Below are 18,181 nucleotides of genomic sequence, written 5' to 3'. Positions count from 1 at the left end.
GGGAGAAAAATTAAGTGTTCTTAATATCTCAAAGTATTAAGCGTTATATCCACATATCCACTCCCTTACGGTCGTGGCTCGGTTTGAACGATAATCCGAGCCACGACCGTAAGGGAGTGGATATAAAAAACATAATCTTTTACAAAAAAGAAACACCATGGGAGAGCGGGGATAATAATTGCAAATGCTCGGCAATACTCTGACCGATATCAGCGAAACAATCTCTTCGCCCAATAAACTTGCTCTTTACTTGAGGACCAAATACTAACACTGGAATGTGCTCACGAGTATGATCCGATCCTGGGAAAGTCGGATCACATCCGTGATCTGCTGCGATAAAAACCATGTCATCGGGTTGTAAGAGAGCATCCAACTCTGGCAGACGCGCGTCGAATTCTTCTAGTGCATACGCATAACCAGCTACATCACGCCTATGCCCATAAGAAGAATCAAAATCAACAAAATTTGTAAATACCAAGCTACCTTCCGGGGCTGTTTTCATTGCGGATAAAGTGGCATCAAACAAGGCCATATTGCCATCTGCTTTGATTTCTTGCGTAACCCCTTGATGCGCATAGATGTCTGCAATCTTTCCTATAGCAATCACTTCCCGACCGGCTTCCTTTAAAAAATCAAGCAAAGTCTTTTCGGGAGGAGGAGTAGCATAATCTTTTCTATTGCCTGTTCTTTTAAACGAACCCGGATTACCTGTAAAGGGACGAGCAATCACTCGGCCAATTTGATATTGATCTACCAAGTTTCGAGCAATTTTGCAGATATCATATAGACGCTGCAAACCAAATGCTTCTTCATGTGCGGCGATTTGAAACACGCTGTCGGCAGAAGTGTACACTATCGGCTTACCGGTATGAATATGCTCCTCACCAAGCTCGTCTATAATGACCGTTCCTGAAGCATGCTTTTCTCCCAAAACTCCTGGCAAATTACATTGTTTAATGAATTCTGAAATTAATTCTTTAGGGAAACAGTAAGGTTTATCCGGGAAATATCCCCACTCAAAAGTCACAGGCACTCCAGCCATTTCCCAATGACCGCTTGGAGTATCCTTGCCCAAGCTTTGCTCTACCGCATATCCATAATATCCAGAAGGAATAGCTAAAGTAGCCAAATCAATAAAAGGTAATCCTGAACTGGCCATGGCAGCATGGTAAAGCCCCTTGCCCGCAAGATTTGGAAGCATTAAAGGACCTTGACGAACTCCACTAATATCACATTCGCCTCGCATACAGGCTTCATAAATGTGAACCAAGGTGTTAGCTCCCGCATCTCCATAACGGGCAGCATCAAGGCTGGCTCCGATTCCAAAAGAATCCATTAGCAATACGCAAACTCGCCCGGTCATACTGTATGCTCAATTTGTTGGCAGCGAGTTTCTTTTAATCCGAATAACAAAATTAATGCGATCAATAACCCTATGGGTAAAATAATTGCTGCATGCTGATAAGCTTCAAGCAAATAGACTGGCACACCATTTATCAAACGAACATCACCATAATTCGTCAACAGAGTACTGAACAAGTTTTGATAAATAAGATATCCGCCTTGAGTTAATATGGAAACAACACTGACGGCTGTTGCAGTCATCATGGGAGGGCTGCTTTCAGCTACCAAAGCATAGCTGATAACTTGAGCTGAGGTAAATAATCCCAATAGAAAGAACAATACGGACATCATTGTTACTGAAACAGGTAAATAAAGTACTCCCATCAAAATAAGCAAAGAGGCAAAAACACCTCCTTTCATGGGCAGCACACGCAATCCTACCTTATCAGATATCCACCCCATCAAAGGTGATCCTATAATGGCTCCAAAAAACAGCATACCATTAATCATAGCTGCCTGGTCAGGGCTAATACCCAATCTCTGTTCAAGATACAAAGTCCCCATCATGGCGCCAAATACTGCAATGGCCATGTTCATAAGACTAGTGTATAAGGCCGCACGCAAATTTTGAGCATTTAAGTAGGCTTTTCTTGCCGCCACAAACACATTGATAGGTTTTCCTTCTTTCTTGACTGCGACTTGAGGCCTTTCTTTAATCCAAAAAAACATCAGAACTAACATGGCCAAACCCAATATCCCGACGTCCTGAACTGCTTGGCGCCAACCAACATATAAAACGAGTTTGGTTAAAGGATATTGCGCCAGCATTCCACCTGTCATTGCAACGGTTACAATAGCGCCAGTCACTAATGCCATACGCTGAGGAGGAAACCAATGAGATGCCAAACGGACGGGACCTAAAAAGCAAAATGCGCTCCCTATGCCAGTTACAAACCTGCAAAATAAAGCCACGTAAAAAGAATCTGAATAAGAAAGGATAAAGGTACTGATCACACAGAGAAACATAGCAATTAAAATGGTGTTTTTAATTGAAAACCGATCCAAAACCATACCGGCGATAAACAAAAAAATGACATTTGCCAAGTAATAGATGCTCGATAAATAAGCCATTTTATCGGCTTGAATATGAAAATCCTGCATGATATTTGCTGCAATGGAAGCAAACATATTTCCCTGAATAAATTCGTAAAAGAAAAACATAGTTGCTGCAAAACAAACCAGCCAGGGTATTAACGATGCTTTGATATCGTATCCCTTAAATTCATCCACTACCTGCATTATTTCTCCTCTCTCTATCTCTTGCAGTATGTTTCACGAGTCATGAGCACAGCAACGAGACCTGCGATTGCGGCAACGGGGAACATCCACATGGCAAATTGAAAATCGCTAACCGTATACGCCGTAACATTTGTTCCCGCGTGATGTGTCATAAGCCAACCAAACAGAACTTGAGCAACGCCGCCCCCACCCATGATAATGACAGAGGCAATTCCAGTTGCAGCACCAGTATTTTCTGCCTGATTGCTTTCAGCAACCAAGGGGTAAGAAATCACTTGGGTACTGGTAAACAATCCCAAAGCAAAAAAGAGGATACTGAGACTCATTTGAGTCAGAACCACATTGATAAATAGAGGAATAGTAGTAATTAAAGTAGCTACCGCTCCGAAAATCATTAAAGGTTTACGACGCCCTTGGGTATCAGATAACCAACCAACCAATGGGCAACCGACAACGCTACCCATGAAGATAAGACTGACAACATTACTTGCCGCAATATCAGACAAATGATGAGCCACTTGCAGGTAGCTCGCACCCCATAGGGCACACAAGACCATAATAGGTAAATTAAGTAAAGAGGTATACAAGCCTGCCAGCCAATTTTGTTTATTGGACAAAGCTTTCATGAAACTCGATAGTATCTGTCCTTCATTGGTTAACTTATATGCTGGCGACTCTTCAGGTCTGTCTCGTACAATCATGTATATCCATACTATTAAGAAAGCCCCTACAATCCCATCAATTAACAATGCGCGCCGCCAGCCAAACAAATCATTCAAGTACGCAAAAGGTGTGTGTGCCATCATGCCACCAATAAAGGCCATAGTCACTAATGAACCAATGACTAACGCCTGCCTTCTGGGAGGAAACCAATGAGAGACCAGAACAACACAAGATAAAAAACAGAAGGCATTACCTATTCCTGAGAGAAAATGGAAAAACGAGGCGAGAAAAAATGATTCTGTAATTGCAAACCCTATGGTTCCAACAACACAAACAAACATCGCTGTCAGAATAACTTTTCTGGTTGAAAATCTATCGAGAATAAGACCAGCTGGTAAAAGAAAAAGGATATCGGCCCATAAATAAGTACTGGACATCCAGCTTAATTGGGTGGCATCTATATGGAAATCTTCTCGAAGCGACTGATTAATCACATCAAAAATATTGAGTTGAAAAAACTCGTATAAAAAGAAAAGACCCGCAGAAAGACAAACCACCCAAGCCATAAAGTCACCACGAGGAACAAAAGCTCTCGATTCCAATGCGACAGAATGCGACACCATCTCTCCTTTATTTAAGGTCTAAAAATTGCGACAAATTATAGCAAAACTTAAAAAACATTGGTATCTTTATTGAACAATTTATTTCGCGGAAACTTCATTCCTGCTTCACTTCGTTTATAATGCAACCGACAGGTAGCAACATAGGATTCATTGCCACCTATTAATACCTGCTCACCCTCAACAACAGCCTCCCCATTTTCATCAATTCTCATGTTCATAATTGCTTTACGGCCACAATGACAGATTGTCTTTAATTCAATTAACTCGTCTGCCCATGCGAGTAAAAATTGACTCCCTGGAAATAATTCACCTCTAAAGTCAGTACGCAAGCCATAAGCCAATACGGGGATAGACATTTGATCGGTTATTTCAGTTAATTGATATACTTGCTCTCGAGTCAAAAATTGAGCCTCGTCAATCAGGACACACGAGTATTTTGGGGCTTGTAGTTGCAATTCCTGAGTCAAAACATAGAGATTATCTGTATTGTTAAACGCATAAGCCTGCTCAGATAAACCTATTCGTGAACTGATAGTTCCATATTGGTAACGTGTATCAATGGCTGGGGTAAATAACAGAGTTTGCATACCTCGCTCTCTGTAATTATAACTGGACTGTAGTAAGACGGTACTTTTACCTGCGTTCATAGCGGCATAGTAGAAATATAATTTTGCCATAGATTTATTATTTTCAGCTTCGTTTGCTTTACTTTACTATGAGATGGAATTAGAAACCACTGCTCAACAAGTCAGCACAGGAGAATGGAACAATATCAAGGTATCCCGATGAACTCTGAATGTGTTGATGGGTGTCAATTTTGCAAGTACTTCTCCGGGAATCTGCTGAGTTTCTTTGTTATTGATAACCAAATAGTTTTCCAAATGGTTAGAGAATAATTTACATAATTCGCTTGGGTTTTTAACAGATTTCACTTGACCACCTGAGTAAAACTCGGCGGAGAAATCTGTCTTGTATCCCCAATATACAAGGTGACTGCCTTTAGTTGGTTTCTGATTCAGCCATGTAGCAATAATCGGTTTATGTGTATTAGGCACAAGGTCTGGTTTTACACCAACTACAAAGGCTACTGCCAAAAATAAAACTCCACAGAGTAACGATGAGATAGAGATCCACTTCAAATGTTTCAGTCCTAAATTCAAGCGATTCAAAACTTCAGCAAAAAGCAAAGCAAATGCGGGTAGAGAAGGAAACACATAGGGATATATAATGTTGCTGGCAAAAGTGAAAAAAAGAAGTGGCGCGATCATCCAAAGAGTTAAATAACTTAACCATCCGTCTTCACTTTGGCATAGAGAAGGCAGCTCTTTTCCATGTGTCACCAGCAAGCCGCCTGCTATAATATTCCACGGAAAGATGCCTGCTATAGCATATAACCATATCGTTCCTTTAGGTACATGATGTACTATCCCGTATTTATCACCAGACCAGCCCGGGGTTAAAAATCGATGGAAATGCTCTCCCAGGATAAAATAATTTAAAAATCCAGGAGTTCGTAATTCAGCCAGAATATACCAGGGCATAGCAATTAACAAAAGAAGAAATGTGCCCTTAAACCACGGTAATCTCTTCCATAGATTAAGCCATTCATTGCGTAGCAGAACCCAGAAAAATACAACCATTCCGACCAGTACCACAGCAATTGGGCCTTTTGCTAATAAACCCAGGCCCAATCCTGCGAAAAATGCATAAGACCATATCTTGTTTTCATAAACCATGGCATGCCAAAACGAGACACTTGCAAGCGTGATACAAAAAAGTAGGGCAGGGTCAGTCATCACGGTCCCTGCATCAAGGAAAAAATAAAGCGACCCTGCCAGTGTTAATAGGGAAAAGAGCGCAGCCATTGAGCCACTCTGTTTTTTTGCCACTCCCCAAACCAACCATAAAACACCAATAGACAGCAAAAGACCCGGCAAGCGGACTGCAAATTCATTGACACCCAATAGTTGCATAAAAAAAGCAGACAACCAGGTGGATAAAGGCGGTTTAGCCCAAAAAGGAACGCCATAATCCTGCTGCAAAATCACCCAGTTCCCTGTCTCCAGCATTTTGCGTGCAATTTCAGCGTAACGGGATTCGGTCGTATCAAACAAAGGAAAAAAATAATTGGCAACCAATCGACATATCAGCAGAAAAATCAATGCAAACAGGGTGTAATTAAAGAATTTTTTCTGGATCTCTTTATCTATTTGAAAACTCAAAATATACCTCTGTTATTTAAACCACTAAATCCGGGTAGCATCCAGTGGAGTATTGGAGTGTGCCTGTGGTTACCACGGACAAAGTGCTCCCGGGAATAAAGTCCATAAAGCCAATTATTCCCTAAATTGCGTTTCCTGTTTTTTGATAGACCTTCATGTCTAAGCGCGGCTTCTTAATTTTAAAATGATTATTATATATTTTTAAATTGTATAATGAAAATACATGACGTCAGCTTAAGTTTAGTTTACACTGGCCACTGTAAGTATTTCTTACATTAATCTTACTTGGATTTTTGGAGACTAACATGACGTTTGTTTTAAAGGAATTTGATGTACTGAAAAGTCATTTTAATGACACCGTTAAAATCATCCTTCAACGCGAAAAAAAGGACAAAATTGAAGACCTTCCCAACCCCAGAAAAGAAGAGCTTCAATTTCTGACTGCTGTTCTCAATCAATTGGAAGCAAAAATAGATGAACTGAAACCACGTTCATTGGCAAGCTATGTCCATGTGTTTTATGGTGCTATGCTGCTAGTTTGCAAAGACGTTGAAAATAATCTGCGGGTGATGGAAAAGAAAGAAAACAGCTTACTCTTTACTCGCTTGATGGATGGAATGGGTATTACTGATGAAAACATGCCGACCTCTGAGCAAAACATTATGTTTTACAGAGGATTAAATAAATTCTTAAATTTCATTTATGAAAACAATGATTCTCGTCAAGGCTTAAAAAAGGAGCATTTCCTGCAAGTCCTTTCGTTAAAAAAGATATTCTCTCTAGCGAAATTGAGTTATGAACAAGAAGAATCAGCTGAAAATAGTGCTTTGGCAAAATTGACTGCTGATGGAAAAACCAAAGTCAATGCGAATAGCTTCCATGTAGAAAAACAAATCGACTCATCCATTGTTGAGCAATTCAAATCCTGGGATGAGATGAAAGGCGCTCTTCATCAATTAATTCTTGATGAACTTTCTGATAAGAACGTAGCTAAAATTTCTGCTTTAAGTCAAGCCCGTTCAGCACAACTGAAATTTTTACAAACCATGGCAGAACAACTGGACAAGATCCCTAACCAATCTCTTGAGTCGTCTGAAAAAATGGCAATTCTTGCTGGAGCAATGTATATCGTTCGTGGCCAAATAGCCCAGGAGTATGGAAAAGATCCATTAAGCAACGATAAAATCAGCGCTACTGTGATTCATACTGGTTTAAGCACTATACTTCATGCTAATGCCGATTGCTGTGAAGATAAGGAAGTACTGATTGCTGCTGCCAATAAGTTCATTCGTCATATGGTCATTGAACGTTCTGAACAGTCAAATAAAAAAATTACCAAGGAATCCATTCGAGAAAACAACATGTTTTCAGACATAGCCGGATTCCAATTGGTTTCTGTCTTGACGTTAATACAAAACATGATAAAAACATGTCGTACTGATGCCATTGAAGCTTGCGTCACCAAACGTAAGGAAGAGCTGGAAGCATTAAAACCCAAAAAAGAGGGTTATTCCATTGCGAGTTCAGTCACTGGATATGTTGGTAGCTGGTTTAAAAAGGCACCAACCACGTCTGAAGAAGACGAAGAAGATGACTTAAAAGATCAAAATACTGCGGAAGAAAGTGGTAAACTGACAGTATAGTTAATTTGAGCAATTAATATCGATTCTCTATCATAAACAGCCTTATTTTAAAAGTAAGGCTGTTTATTTGTATTTCTTATTTTAATAAATTCTTAAATATAAGCTATTCATCGTAATTTTTGTTACAATAGTGACAATATTTTTCTCAATTGACCTTACACATATTAAATTTCGAATGAAAATCAAGACTGTTACGAGATATTTACTACTTTTCTCAATATTTTGCCTGATAGGATTTAACAACGTATTTGCTCAAAAAAAGGCCATGGCAATCACAATTGATGATTTGCCCTTTGTTGGTGAATACCGAAACTTTCATCTGAATATGATGATGAATACGATGAAAGATGAAAAAGTACCAGCAACAGGTTTTATCATTGCCAAAGAAGTAAGGCCTGATAACTGGGAAATGCTTCATAAATTCCGTGATGCAGGTTTCGGATTGGGCAACCATACTTTTTCTCATGCCAATTTAAACAAGCTTAAAGCGAAAGAATATATCCAGGAAATTAAAGAAGCAGATTCACTTTTAATGTCCGTCCTCACTGAACCCAAGTATTTTCGCTATCCCTATTTGGCAATGAGTTCTGGAAATAAAAAAAATAAAATCCTCTGTTATCTTGAAAAACATCACTATCGTGTTGCCCCGATTACTATTGACAGCAAAGATTTTGTCTTTAATCAACGCTTATTATCTGTCCCTGAACTGGGAAGGCGAGCTTATCTGGATGAGTTGAAACCATTTTATCTTGACTTCATATGGCAACAAACTTTAAAGGCTGAAGAGCATACGCAATATCATCGTAATCCAGATCAAGCGCAAATCCTGTTAATTCATGCTAACTTACTGAATGCCTATGTCCTACCTGATATTATTAATTTATACAAACAAAATGGTTACACTTTTGTGAGCCTGGAAGACGCCCTCAAAACATTCAAAGACAACTATCATTGTCATAAAACTCGAATGCTTACAAAAAAACCTGTCGAAGAAGAAACGGATTTAAATATAGAATCATTTATGGATTGGGATTAATAATCACCATGAAGTCTTCAAGCTGTAAATAGTTTTTGCCAGATTACTTGCCCGAGCGCCTATATGATTCTCTCTCTTTAGTATCAGTAGAGATGCAATCTTTAAAATTACGACAACCAACTGTTGTTACGACAACCAATTGTAAAAAAAATCAACTAATTTGTACTATAATTTACAATGTAATGGGCTTGATCAAACGATAGGGATAAGGCTTTGAATAAAGTGATAAGGGAATCACAAAGGTTCACTGTGCGCAATATCGCTACTTTATTATTTTGTGTGGACACAAGTGTGTTGCCCACACAATCTAATATAGCACAAAATAAAGAAACAAAAATAATATACAATGACCTTTGCAAAGACAGCTTTGATACTGAAATCCCCCTTAGCAGTAACCCTCTATCCATAGCAGGATTCACGCTAGTTGAATTATTAGTCACCCTATCTGTTTTCGCCATCATCTTAACTCTAATTGTGCCTTCATTAAGAACTATGATTTTGAATAACCGTTTGACTTCAAACATTGACTCACTGGTAAGCTCATTAAACTATGCGCGTGGAGTGGCACTTGATCGGGCCGTCAATGTGGCAGTATGTCCGTTAGGTTCACCGGGTTCAACGGCCTGTGGCGCCAACTGGAGCTCAGGATGGATAGTAGTAACCCAACCCGCGGCCGGCACACCCACTCTTTTAAAAACTCACCAAACCTCAGTGAATGACCCTGTTATCACATCTAATGTATCCAGTGTTGTTTTTGACCCGCATGGATTATCAACTACCCAAAGTAACTTCACTGTGTGTGATAACCGAGGAAATGCGTTTGCCCGATCAGCAATGGTTTTAGCTACCGGATTTGTCCAATCTGGAGCAACACCCGGCCAGGCTGTCTGGAATAATGGGGCTCTAAACTGCCCTTAGCGGAGATAGAATATGATGAACAGAATGGATACATTCGCAAAATACAAAGGAATGACTTTGCTGGAAGTATTGATTTCCGTTGTCATATTAGCCATTGGCATGTTAGGGATTGCCAGCATGTTGATAGTCAGCAACAAAGCGAATAATTCCAGTTATGCAAAACTGCAAGCCGTACAAGCAGTCTACGATATTTTTGACAGAATTCGGGCGAATTCAGAAGCGGCATCGAATGGGAGTTATAATATCAGTAATATTGGCAGTAATGGATACCCTACGACCGTAAATACTCCTTCGGTATTATGCAATGCATCGGTATGCAATCCCAATCAACTGGCACAATACGATACCTGGTATTGGCTTACCAGAGTGGTGTCCCAACTGCCTAATGGAAGTGGTTCAATTACCTCCGCTCTTTCGGGTGTGGCGGGGAATACCGTGATTACGGTCACTGTACAATGGGATGATAGTAAAGCACAAAATGAGTTAGGAGCTAGCAGCGCTTCATCAGGAACTGCTAATTTCGTTCAATTCAGAGTACAGAGTCAGATATGAATATTAACTACAGGCTACAACAAGGATTTTCATTAGTCGAGTTGATGATAGCTACCTTGGTTGGACTGATACTCACTTATTCTATTTTACAAATATACCTGGCTCAAACCCAACTCTACAAAGCATCGAACTCGCAGGATCTGATTCAAAGCACTGAAAATGCCATATCCAATTTACTCATACCAACGATCAGATCGGCTGGATTTGCCGGCTGCGGATCCATCATCACCGCACTTTCTAGTCTAAATGCTGGTGGCCCAAGGCCTTTGGGAATATTGAATACAACACCAACGATTCTCATGGGTTACAATGGAAGCGGAGCAAGCTTTACCATAACCCAAAGTAATCCTGCAAATAGCACCAATGCCAGTCATTGGTCACCCGCATTAGACTCTACCCTTGTTGGCAATGCTCAACAAGGTAGTGATGTGTTGGTGGTATTAGGTTCTACCTCTGACAGCTATCCAACAGGAATAACCACGATTGATCCCGGCAGCAATACCTTTGTAGTTCAAGGCACTAGCGGGATGTCCCTTACCTCTGGAATGTTTGGAGCAGTCTCTGATTGTGGTAAAACCGTAATATTTCAAATCACTGGAGTAGCAGGAACTACGATTACTCATGATGCGGGTGCCGGAGTACTGCAAAATGCAAGCAGTGCTTTCCCTGTCAATTTTCAAACCGGCTCCCAATTCATACCCATCCAACAAACTGCATTTTTTGTTGGTCAAGGCCAAGGAGGGCAAAGTTCTTTAATGCGGGCCTCTCTCGTTGGCAACAACTGGACAATACAACCATTGGTTCCTGGCGTGGAAATAATGAAAGTACAGTATGGCATTGGTAACAATGGTGTCATTACTCGATACGTTTCTGCCAATGCCGTAACCGATTGGGCACAGGTCTATGCTATTCGCTTGGGATTTTTGATAGCAGGTCAACTCGGATCAGGAAGCTTAACAACGAGACAATATAACGTTTTGGATACGCAAATCACGGTACCCGCTGATAACCGCTTAAGGCATGTTTTTGAATTGACCATCAACTTGAGGAACTCCATATCATGAACATAACCCCCACAAATCAATATTCAAAGCAACAGGGTTATGTCCTGATAACCTCTCTTGTGCTTATGTCAATGCTCACTGTCTTGGCCTTGACCCAGATATCACAAAACACGTCTCAAACTCGGATTGCAACCAATGCAACCGATTCAGAAATCAGTTTTGAAAAAACTGAAGGTGCCATTAATGAAGCCATCAATCTGGTCATCAATGGTACTTATAATCCTCAGAGTTTTCTCGCCAGTAATAATGGAATGTATTTATTTGACCAAAGTGCGACTACTCCGCTTTGGAAAACGATTAACTGGTCAAATGGTTCGGCAGTCATTAACAGCTTTCAAGGCAACACAGGAGCACAAGCCAGCTATTTCCTTGAAAAACTGCCGTCCGTTATCATGCCAGGCCAGAGTATGAAAAAACCAAGTAATGTTTACAGAATAACTGCCCGATCAGCAGGAGCAAGCGGGGATAGTTCCGTACTCATACAAAGTACAATTCAAATTCAACAGTAGGTTTTGATTATCATGGACGCTTTAAAATTTTCGAATTTAATCAGAAAGGGAAGTCAGAAAGCAATTAAAATTCTACCCCGAACATTTATAGCTATTTTATTGTCTGCCTCTGTTTCTCTTTATGCTGTTCCATTAACAATTCCACAAATCCCACTCATCATTGCCAGCCCGATTCATCCTCAAGTGCTGATACTCATAGGTAACTCCCAATCGATGGATGGTAATTTGAGTGGAGCAATTATGACGGGCTCCGGCTCTCTGTCAACTGGTTTAAGCTCCCTTTACAATTCCAGCTCACCTGTGAATTATACCGTACCGGCTGGTTTCACCCCGCCAGTACAAGGCCCTGATGCCAACGGCCTGGCGCCTTATACTGTCATCCAGGGAGGAAATAAAGTAGATAACAGCGCAAGCCGACTCAATGTGGCCAAAGCTGGAGTGAAAGCCATTATTGAAAATTACATGCCTACCACCGACTTTGCATTGGGCACCTACAGTACAAGTAACATCAGCTCGTATAACACATGGGTTTATTACATGTCGCCACCCGGAAGTAATTTTGTGTTCACCAATACCCCGGTAGCTGGAAATCGGTACGTTATCAATCCTTGTTATAATTACGGTTCCGCTTCATCAACTGTTTCAAGTAACTGCTCATCCATTGGAAACTTGTATGGTACTACTCTGGTTTCTTCAAGCCAGTATTTACAAATTGGTGGATCAAGCGATGATCCAACTATTAATGACGTTCTCTATGCTGGGAGTGGATTTCCCGGGGTTTTTGTAAGCTTTAATGGCCCATCTCCAGCAACCCCTTATCCTCCCAATTTTTCTCTTGGCAATTATAATAATGGTAATGTGCTTCTTTCCTATTCTTCAACCAGACCGTCGATTGGAAGTTTCGCTACAGGGCCTACCAATGCAGGTTTTGTTCCCTTTTCACAACAGGTAATGTATGTACAACGCGGTTTTGGCTACTATAGTAATCAATCTTTTAACACGGGTAATATGCGAGTCAATATGACTACAGCCGGAACCAATCCAACCACGACCAGTGTTACCAATGCCATCAATGCGTTTTTACCTCATCTTCGACCTGAAACAAATTCTACAGCCACGACTGAAATCAAAGCAGCTGCTGTACAATCCCCTCTTGCGGGACTATTAACCAGATCTCGAAGTTTTATGAAGACTGTTGGAACTACCAGTGGCAATTGCCCGCAAAAACAATACATCATATTAATTTCTGATGGATTACCAACCCAAGACCTCCAGGCAAGATATTGGCCACCATTAGGTAGTGCCGCTGCCACCGGGTATGGAGTCACCGCAACATTTAATGCAGATGGCTCACTGAGCAGCACCAACAGTCAGGCCCTGTCCGATGCAATCAATGAAATAAAAGCTTTAAAAAATGATGGTGTTCTTACTTTTGTCATAGGCATGGGAGCAGGTGTGGATCCTGCTGTAAATCCTGAAGCAGCAGCAACCCTCAGAGCCATGGCCGTTGCAGGAGGCACTGAAAACTATTATCCAGCGACGAGTCCTGAAGCTCTGGTAAGTAGTTTAAATTCCATTCTATCGAATATCCAAAATGGCTCTTTTTCAACCTCTGCCGCAGCCATCAGCTCAACTCGTATCGACAGCAGTACCGTGGAATATCAAGCCAATTTTATTACAAGAGATACACCTTATCAGGATTGGACAGGTAATTTGACAGCCATAGAACTCGATGAGGATACCGGAGAACCAACCAATTCTATACAATGGTCAGCCCAATCGACACTTGATTCCTTAGTATCAGGAACCGGATGGTCGACTAACCGGAAGATAGCCACTTGGGATCCCATAGCCGCAGATGGAATACCGTTTCGCTGGGCCAATATTAATGCAACCCAACAAGCACAATTACAACCAAGTGATTTATTAGGAGAAAACCGATTAGAGTACCTGCGTGGCAATGCTGGTTTGGAAAAAAGAAACGGAGGAACATTCCGTGATCGCTCGCATGTATTGGGAGACATTATCGATAGCCAGGTGATCTATGTTGGCCCGCCAAGCGCTCCCTATTTAACAGCCAGTTACATCAGCTTTGCAAAAGCCAATGCCAATCGACAGCCCATGTTATACGTTGGTGCAAATGACGGAATGCTTCATGCTTTTAATGCAACCACTGGAGAAGAGTTTTTTGCGTTTATCCCCAATGCCGTATTTAATAATCTTCATCAACTCACCTCTCCCCTGTACAACCAAAATCATTTATTCTTTGTCAACGGATCTCCTGAAAGTGCTGATGTACAGTTTTCCGATGGTTCCTGGCATACCATTCTGGTAGGAGGTGAAAATGCAGGTGGTAAAAGCATCTTTGCCCTGGATATCACTAATCCGACAAACCTGAGTTCTGAACCAGGAGTGGCCAATGCCGTGCTATGGGAATTTACTGATACGGATTTAGGGTTAACTTATAGCAAACCTCAAATAGGTCAAATCAGATCCGGAAGTCCATCTTCATTAAATTTTGCCGTCTTTTTCGGCAATGGATACAACAGCACTAACAACAAATCCGTATTTTATGCTGTCGACCCGCAAACAGGCACACTACTAAGAAAAATAGATCTTTGCGCTGCTGTCCCTTCAGCCTGTAATGTCAATTTACCCCAGGGATTATCGACAGTTGCTTTGGGACAAAAAGACGGACTGCAAGCTGATCCTATTACTGTAGTGTATGCCGGCGATTTACAAGGCAATCTGTGGGCAATAGATGTTTCCTCCGCTGATCCTGCCAGTTGGAGTGCCCGCGTATTATTCCAGGCAAGAGACTCTGCTGGTACACCACAGCCTATCACTACACCTCCTTTAGTGACATTGAATCCTAATTATCCCCGCAATCAAGGCCTTTTTGTTGTGTTTGGCACCGGGCAACTTCTGACAACAGCCGATTTGGTCACTACCCAAAGACAAACCATTTATGGAGTATGGGACAAGCCGCTTTCATCAGTACCTTATGTTCGTGCCAATCTCCAACAACAAACGTTGACCTTGGTTAACTCAGCGACATCCGGTTTATCTGCGGACATTATCACTGCGACAGCGAATACCATCAACTGGAGCAACAAAGTAGGATGGTTTGCCGATCTGCCTATAGCGGGACAAAGACTAATCACTACACCTGAACTAATTAACGGGGCATTTATTGCAACAATAAACACGCCACCTCTTAATTCGTGTGGCTTTGGTTTCACATCCATGCTGCTGGAACTGAATTTCTTAAATGGTGGAGCTTTCCAATATGCGCGATTTGATATTTCCGGCGATGGAGGCTTCGATATTGCCGATCAGTATAATGGAGCCTACCCAGTTGGAATTGGTTTGTCCAACAGTTATGCCAACTCACCCACTGTGCTTGGGCCTAACAAAGATAACAACCTGGTCATTCTGATCACACAATCGGATGGAACACAAACTACGGTAATTGCTCCTAACATTACACCAAGAAAAGTAGGCTGGTGGCAAATTCAATAGAGGATACCCAAATGCTCAATAATCGACATTTTATGAAGAATAAGCGCATGAGACAATCTGCGTTTACCCTGGTTGAAGTTCTGATCAGCATGGTCATTATGGGAATTCTGGTTTCAATTGCCTATCCATCCTATTTACAATATATCCAAAAGTCCCGTCGTGCCGATGCCCATGCTACATTGACACAAGATCAAATCATTTTAGAACGCTGTTATTCACAGAATTTTTCCTATGCTGCGGCGTGTGGCGCCTTACCGGCATTTCCGCAAACAACACCAAATGGGTACTATACGATCAATATTTCAAACCTTACAGCTACAACGTATACCTTAACGGCAACCCCTGTCGGAACCCAAGCCAAAGATACCGAGTGTGCCAGCATGTCAATCAATCAAGCGAATGTAAAAACAGCAGTAGATTCCTCTGCTAATGCCCAGCCAGAATGCTGGAATCCCGGTTAACTCAGTAAAAAATTCTTTACACAAACGATTCAATTCGAGTAGATTGGCCAGTAAGGGAAAGTCCAACTTAATTTGAAATGGAAATTTTTTGCTTTTTAATAGGCGTACTTTATGCCTATACCGATAATATTTATCTAACTATTGCGATTCCTTTACTCTTTTATATCACACCAAGATATCCAATTGTCCTGTTCTTCCTGGCCGGGTGGGGCTTTGCCCTGATTCACCAGTGGATTGTATCACCCAAGGGAATGCCTGATACGCAAGTAATCACTCAAGTCCAATTGGAAGGAACAATTGCTTCCATCCCCATGCAACGTCCTAACAAAACCCAATTCCATTTTGCAATTGAAAAAATTAATAATAATCCTGCTCAAGGCTTAATCCAATTAAACTGGTACAACAAACCACCTATCTTACGAGCCGGTCAGCGATGGCAACTTTCCGTAAAACTAAAAAAACCTCGTAATTTCCGCAACCCCGGAGGTTTTAATTATGTACGCTACCTGGCGGCTCGTCATATCCATTGGGCTGGTTATATTCGTTATGGGAATAATAAATTAATTAACAATCACCCCCCCTCTTTCAGTTGGTTAACACTACGTGAAAAAATAGGGGATGCTCTGACCAAACTGGCACCTGATATGGAAACAGCAGGCATTATCGAAGCATTGACGTTAAATGTAACTCACCATATCAGTTCAGAACATTGGAATTTATTCCGACGAACGGGAACAATACATTTATTTGGGATATCAGGAGAGCACATCGCTCTGGTATCTGGCATTTTCTTTATCGTGATAAGATGGATGTGGTCAATGAGCTATCGCTGTTGTTTATTCTTACCAGCCAATACCATAGCGAGTATCGGTGGATTACTAGCCGCCTTGCCCTATGCTTTTTTAGCAGGGTTTGAGCCTCCTGTACAGCGTGCTTTAATTGGTTGTGAACTTTACACAATATACGCCATTGGAAAACAACGCTTTACGCCATGGCAAATATGGAGATATGCCTTATTTTTAGTCTTGTGCATTGAACCCCACGCTGTATTCCTGCAAGGATTTTATTTTTCATTTCTTGCGGTGGCTTGTCTTCTATTGACTCACCAACGTTGGCCACTGAAAAACTATAAAAAGACACTTGCATTACAATTAAGCTGCCTTATTGGATTGATGCCTTTAACGCTCCATTGGTACTCCTATGGCTCTATCAATGGATTTCTTGCCAATTTATTTGCCATACCTTTAGTCAGCTTTCTGATAGTACCCTTGGCTTTAATGACTATGATTATGAGTCCATTTGATTGGTCATGGATATTAATGAAACCATTGGCCTGGCTTGTTGCCCTGTTACTGCAAGGGTTGACGTATGTTGAGCAAATAGCAGGGATCAATATCACCTGGTCCATCACCTCAGGAACAATGATGCTCGCTATGACAGCAGGTCTGTTTTTAAGAGTATTATTACCTGTCAAGCCATTCAAACACTTGGCTATCCTTTGGATTATCATTCCCTTATTTCCGCCCCGTACTGCAATTTACCCAGGAGAAGCATTAATTAATGTTTTGGATGTTGGACAAGGGCTGGCTGTTGCGATACAAACGCAACATCATGTTTTACTCTACGATACGGGAGATTCATTTTTTCAAGGCAGTGATTTAGGGCAAATGGCAATAATACCTTTTTTTAGATCAGCTGAAATAAAAACCATTGATACCATTGTGATAAGCCATCCTGATAAAGATCATAAAGGTGGATTAAATTCCCTTGAAAAAGAGATGCAAGTCAATCAATTAATAGTGAATGATCCCTATTTTTATAAGCGTGGAAGCAATTGTCATTCATACCCTCAATGGCAATGGGATGGGGTAAGTTTTCGTTTTTTACCCATCAAAGAGTCTTTCACTAAAAAAAATAACAACTCTTGTATTTTACAAGTAAGTAATTCAGCTGGCAGAGTTTTATTAACGGGAGATATTGAAAAAGCGGCTGAAGACTACCTGGTAAGAAACTACGGCAGTGAGCTGGCATCTGAAATTTTAGTTGTTCCTCATCATGGGAGTAAGACTTCTTCATCTTATCGATTTTTACTGGAAGTAAACCCACTTTATGCGATTGCATCGTTGGGATTTGATAATCGCTTCAAATTTCCACACGTCAAAACGTTGCAAAGCATGAAAACATTAGGTATCACTTTTTTAAGAACAGACGACTGCGGCATGGCAGGAATCAAACTACCTGCATCAGGTAAAATTAACAAACCAACCTGTATGCAGGCTGAATGAATGGATTGGCTGACCCATGCTATATATACCTAAGCCTTAT

The 18,181-nt window shown here is 41.0% G+C and carries 14 protein-coding genes; 9 read left to right on the top strand and 5 right to left on the bottom strand.

Translation table 11 applies throughout. The features are described 5' to 3' along the window. Positions 1-139 precede the first annotated feature (139 nt). From CC34_RS0115815 to CC34_RS0115795, 5 genes are all read right to left on the bottom strand, one after another. A complete protein-coding gene (locus tag CC34_RS0115815) occupies positions 140-1,363 on the bottom strand; it encodes a phosphopentomutase (RefSeq protein ID WP_027228459.1) in 1,224 nt (407 codons plus the stop codon). Beyond that, entirely contained in the window at positions 1,360-2,643 is a 1,284-nt protein-coding gene (locus CC34_RS0115810; protein WP_027228458.1) for an MFS transporter, read from the bottom strand. Before CC34_RS0115810 ends, CC34_RS0115815 begins: the two co-directional genes overlap by 4 nt. A 14-nt stretch (positions 2,644-2,657) precedes the next feature. Beyond that, positions 2,658-3,929, bottom strand: coding sequence for an MFS transporter (locus CC34_RS0115805; RefSeq protein WP_080272250.1), 1,272 nt, complete (start codon positions 3,927-3,929; stop codon positions 2,658-2,660). 47 nt (positions 3,930-3,976) lie between these two features. Next, positions 3,977-4,606, bottom strand: coding sequence for a thymidine kinase (locus tag CC34_RS0115800; RefSeq protein WP_027228456.1), 630 nt, complete (start codon positions 4,604-4,606; stop codon positions 3,977-3,979). Between the two features lie 63 nt (positions 4,607-4,669). Then, positions 4,670-6,151, bottom strand: coding sequence for an ArnT family glycosyltransferase (locus tag CC34_RS0115795; protein ID WP_027228455.1), 1,482 nt, complete (start codon positions 6,149-6,151; stop codon positions 4,670-4,672). A gap of 293 nt (positions 6,152-6,444) precedes the next feature. Between CC34_RS0115795 and CC34_RS0115790 the strand changes: the two genes are divergently transcribed. The 9 genes from CC34_RS0115790 (at position 6,445) to CC34_RS0115750 (ending at position 18,141) form a co-directional block, all read left to right on the top strand. After that, complete coding sequence (locus CC34_RS0115790; protein ID WP_080272249.1) at positions 6,445-7,794, top strand: lpg0634 family Dot/Icm T4SS effector; 1,350 nt, start codon at positions 6,445-6,447, stop codon at positions 7,792-7,794. A gap of 175 nt (positions 7,795-7,969) precedes the next feature. Next, the gene (locus CC34_RS0115785; RefSeq protein ID WP_027228453.1) at positions 7,970-8,830 is read left to right on the top strand and encodes a polysaccharide deacetylase family protein; all 861 of its coding nucleotides are present in this window, start codon (positions 7,970-7,972) and stop codon (positions 8,828-8,830) included. 213 nt (positions 8,831-9,043) lie between these two features. Further along, on the top strand, positions 9,044-9,748 hold the full coding sequence (locus CC34_RS01000000116710; RefSeq protein ID WP_027228452.1) for a GspH/FimT family pseudopilin: 705 nt from the start codon (positions 9,044-9,046) through the stop codon (positions 9,746-9,748). Positions 9,749-9,760: 12 nt separating this feature from the next. Beyond that, positions 9,761-10,300 carry a type IV pilus modification protein PilV gene (gene pilV / locus CC34_RS0115775; protein WP_027228451.1) on the top strand — a complete coding sequence of 180 codons (540 nt, stop codon included), beginning with the start codon at positions 9,761-9,763 and terminating at the stop codon, positions 10,298-10,300. After that, positions 10,297-11,364, top strand: coding sequence for a PilW family protein (locus tag CC34_RS0115770; protein ID WP_028378188.1), 1,068 nt, complete (start codon positions 10,297-10,299; stop codon positions 11,362-11,364). Before pilV ends, CC34_RS0115770 begins: the two co-directional genes overlap by 4 nt. Then, on the top strand, positions 11,361-11,873 hold the full coding sequence (locus tag CC34_RS0115765) for a pilus assembly PilX family protein (protein ID WP_027228449.1): 513 nt from the start codon (positions 11,361-11,363) through the stop codon (positions 11,871-11,873). The genes CC34_RS0115770 and CC34_RS0115765 overlap by 4 nt, the downstream gene beginning before the upstream one ends. A gap of 12 nt (positions 11,874-11,885) precedes the next feature. Continuing rightward, complete coding sequence (locus CC34_RS0115760; protein WP_028379725.1) at positions 11,886-15,395, top strand: pilus assembly protein; 3,510 nt, start codon at positions 11,886-11,888, stop codon at positions 15,393-15,395. An 11-nt stretch (positions 15,396-15,406) separates the two neighbouring features. Continuing rightward, positions 15,407-15,856 carry a type IV pilin protein gene (locus CC34_RS0115755; protein ID WP_027228447.1) on the top strand — a complete coding sequence of 150 codons (450 nt, stop codon included), beginning with the start codon at positions 15,407-15,409 and terminating at the stop codon, positions 15,854-15,856. 77 nt (positions 15,857-15,933) lie between these two features. Further along, positions 15,934-18,141 carry a DNA internalization-related competence protein ComEC/Rec2 gene (locus CC34_RS0115750; RefSeq protein WP_028379724.1) on the top strand — a complete coding sequence of 736 codons (2,208 nt, stop codon included), beginning with the start codon at positions 15,934-15,936 and terminating at the stop codon, positions 18,139-18,141. The last annotated feature ends 40 nt before the right edge of the window (positions 18,142-18,181 follow it).

The organism is Legionella pneumophila subsp. fraseri (assembly GCF_000586315.1).
Taxonomy (GTDB): domain Bacteria; phylum Pseudomonadota; class Gammaproteobacteria; order Legionellales; family Legionellaceae; genus Legionella; species Legionella pneumophila_B.
The sequence above is the reverse complement of the archived record's forward strand: the minus strand, read 5'-3'. Positions and strand labels throughout refer to the sequence as shown.

Coding starts and splice junctions, on each gene's coding strand:
- CC34_RS0115755 (WP_027228447.1), top strand. CDS start 15,407: ATGCTCAATAATCGACATTTTATGAAGAATAAGCGCATGAGACAATCT.
- CC34_RS0115765 (WP_027228449.1), top strand. CDS start 11,361: ATGAACATAACCCCCACAAATCAATATTCAAAGCAACAGGGTTATGTC.
- CC34_RS0115760 (WP_028379725.1), top strand. CDS start 11,886: ATGGACGCTTTAAAATTTTCGAATTTAATCAGAAAGGGAAGTCAGAAA.
- CC34_RS0115785 (WP_027228453.1), top strand. CDS start 7,970: ATGAAAATCAAGACTGTTACGAGATATTTACTACTTTTCTCAATATTT.
- CC34_RS0115770 (WP_028378188.1), top strand. CDS start 10,297: ATGAATATTAACTACAGGCTACAACAAGGATTTTCATTAGTCGAGTTG.
- CC34_RS0115810 (WP_027228458.1), bottom strand. CDS start 2,643: ATGCAGGTAGTGGATGAATTTAAGGGATACGATATCAAAGCATCGTTA.
- pilV (WP_027228451.1), top strand. CDS start 9,761: ATGATGAACAGAATGGATACATTCGCAAAATACAAAGGAATGACTTTG.
- CC34_RS0115800 (WP_027228456.1), bottom strand. CDS start 4,606: ATGGCAAAATTATATTTCTACTATGCCGCTATGAACGCAGGTAAAAGT.
- CC34_RS0115815 (WP_027228459.1), bottom strand. CDS start 1,363: ATGACCGGGCGAGTTTGCGTATTGCTAATGGATTCTTTTGGAATCGGA.
- CC34_RS0115805 (WP_080272250.1), bottom strand. CDS start 3,929: ATGGTGTCGCATTCTGTCGCATTGGAATCGAGAGCTTTTGTTCCTCGT.
- CC34_RS0115750 (WP_028379724.1), top strand. CDS start 15,934: ATGGAAATTTTTTGCTTTTTAATAGGCGTACTTTATGCCTATACCGAT.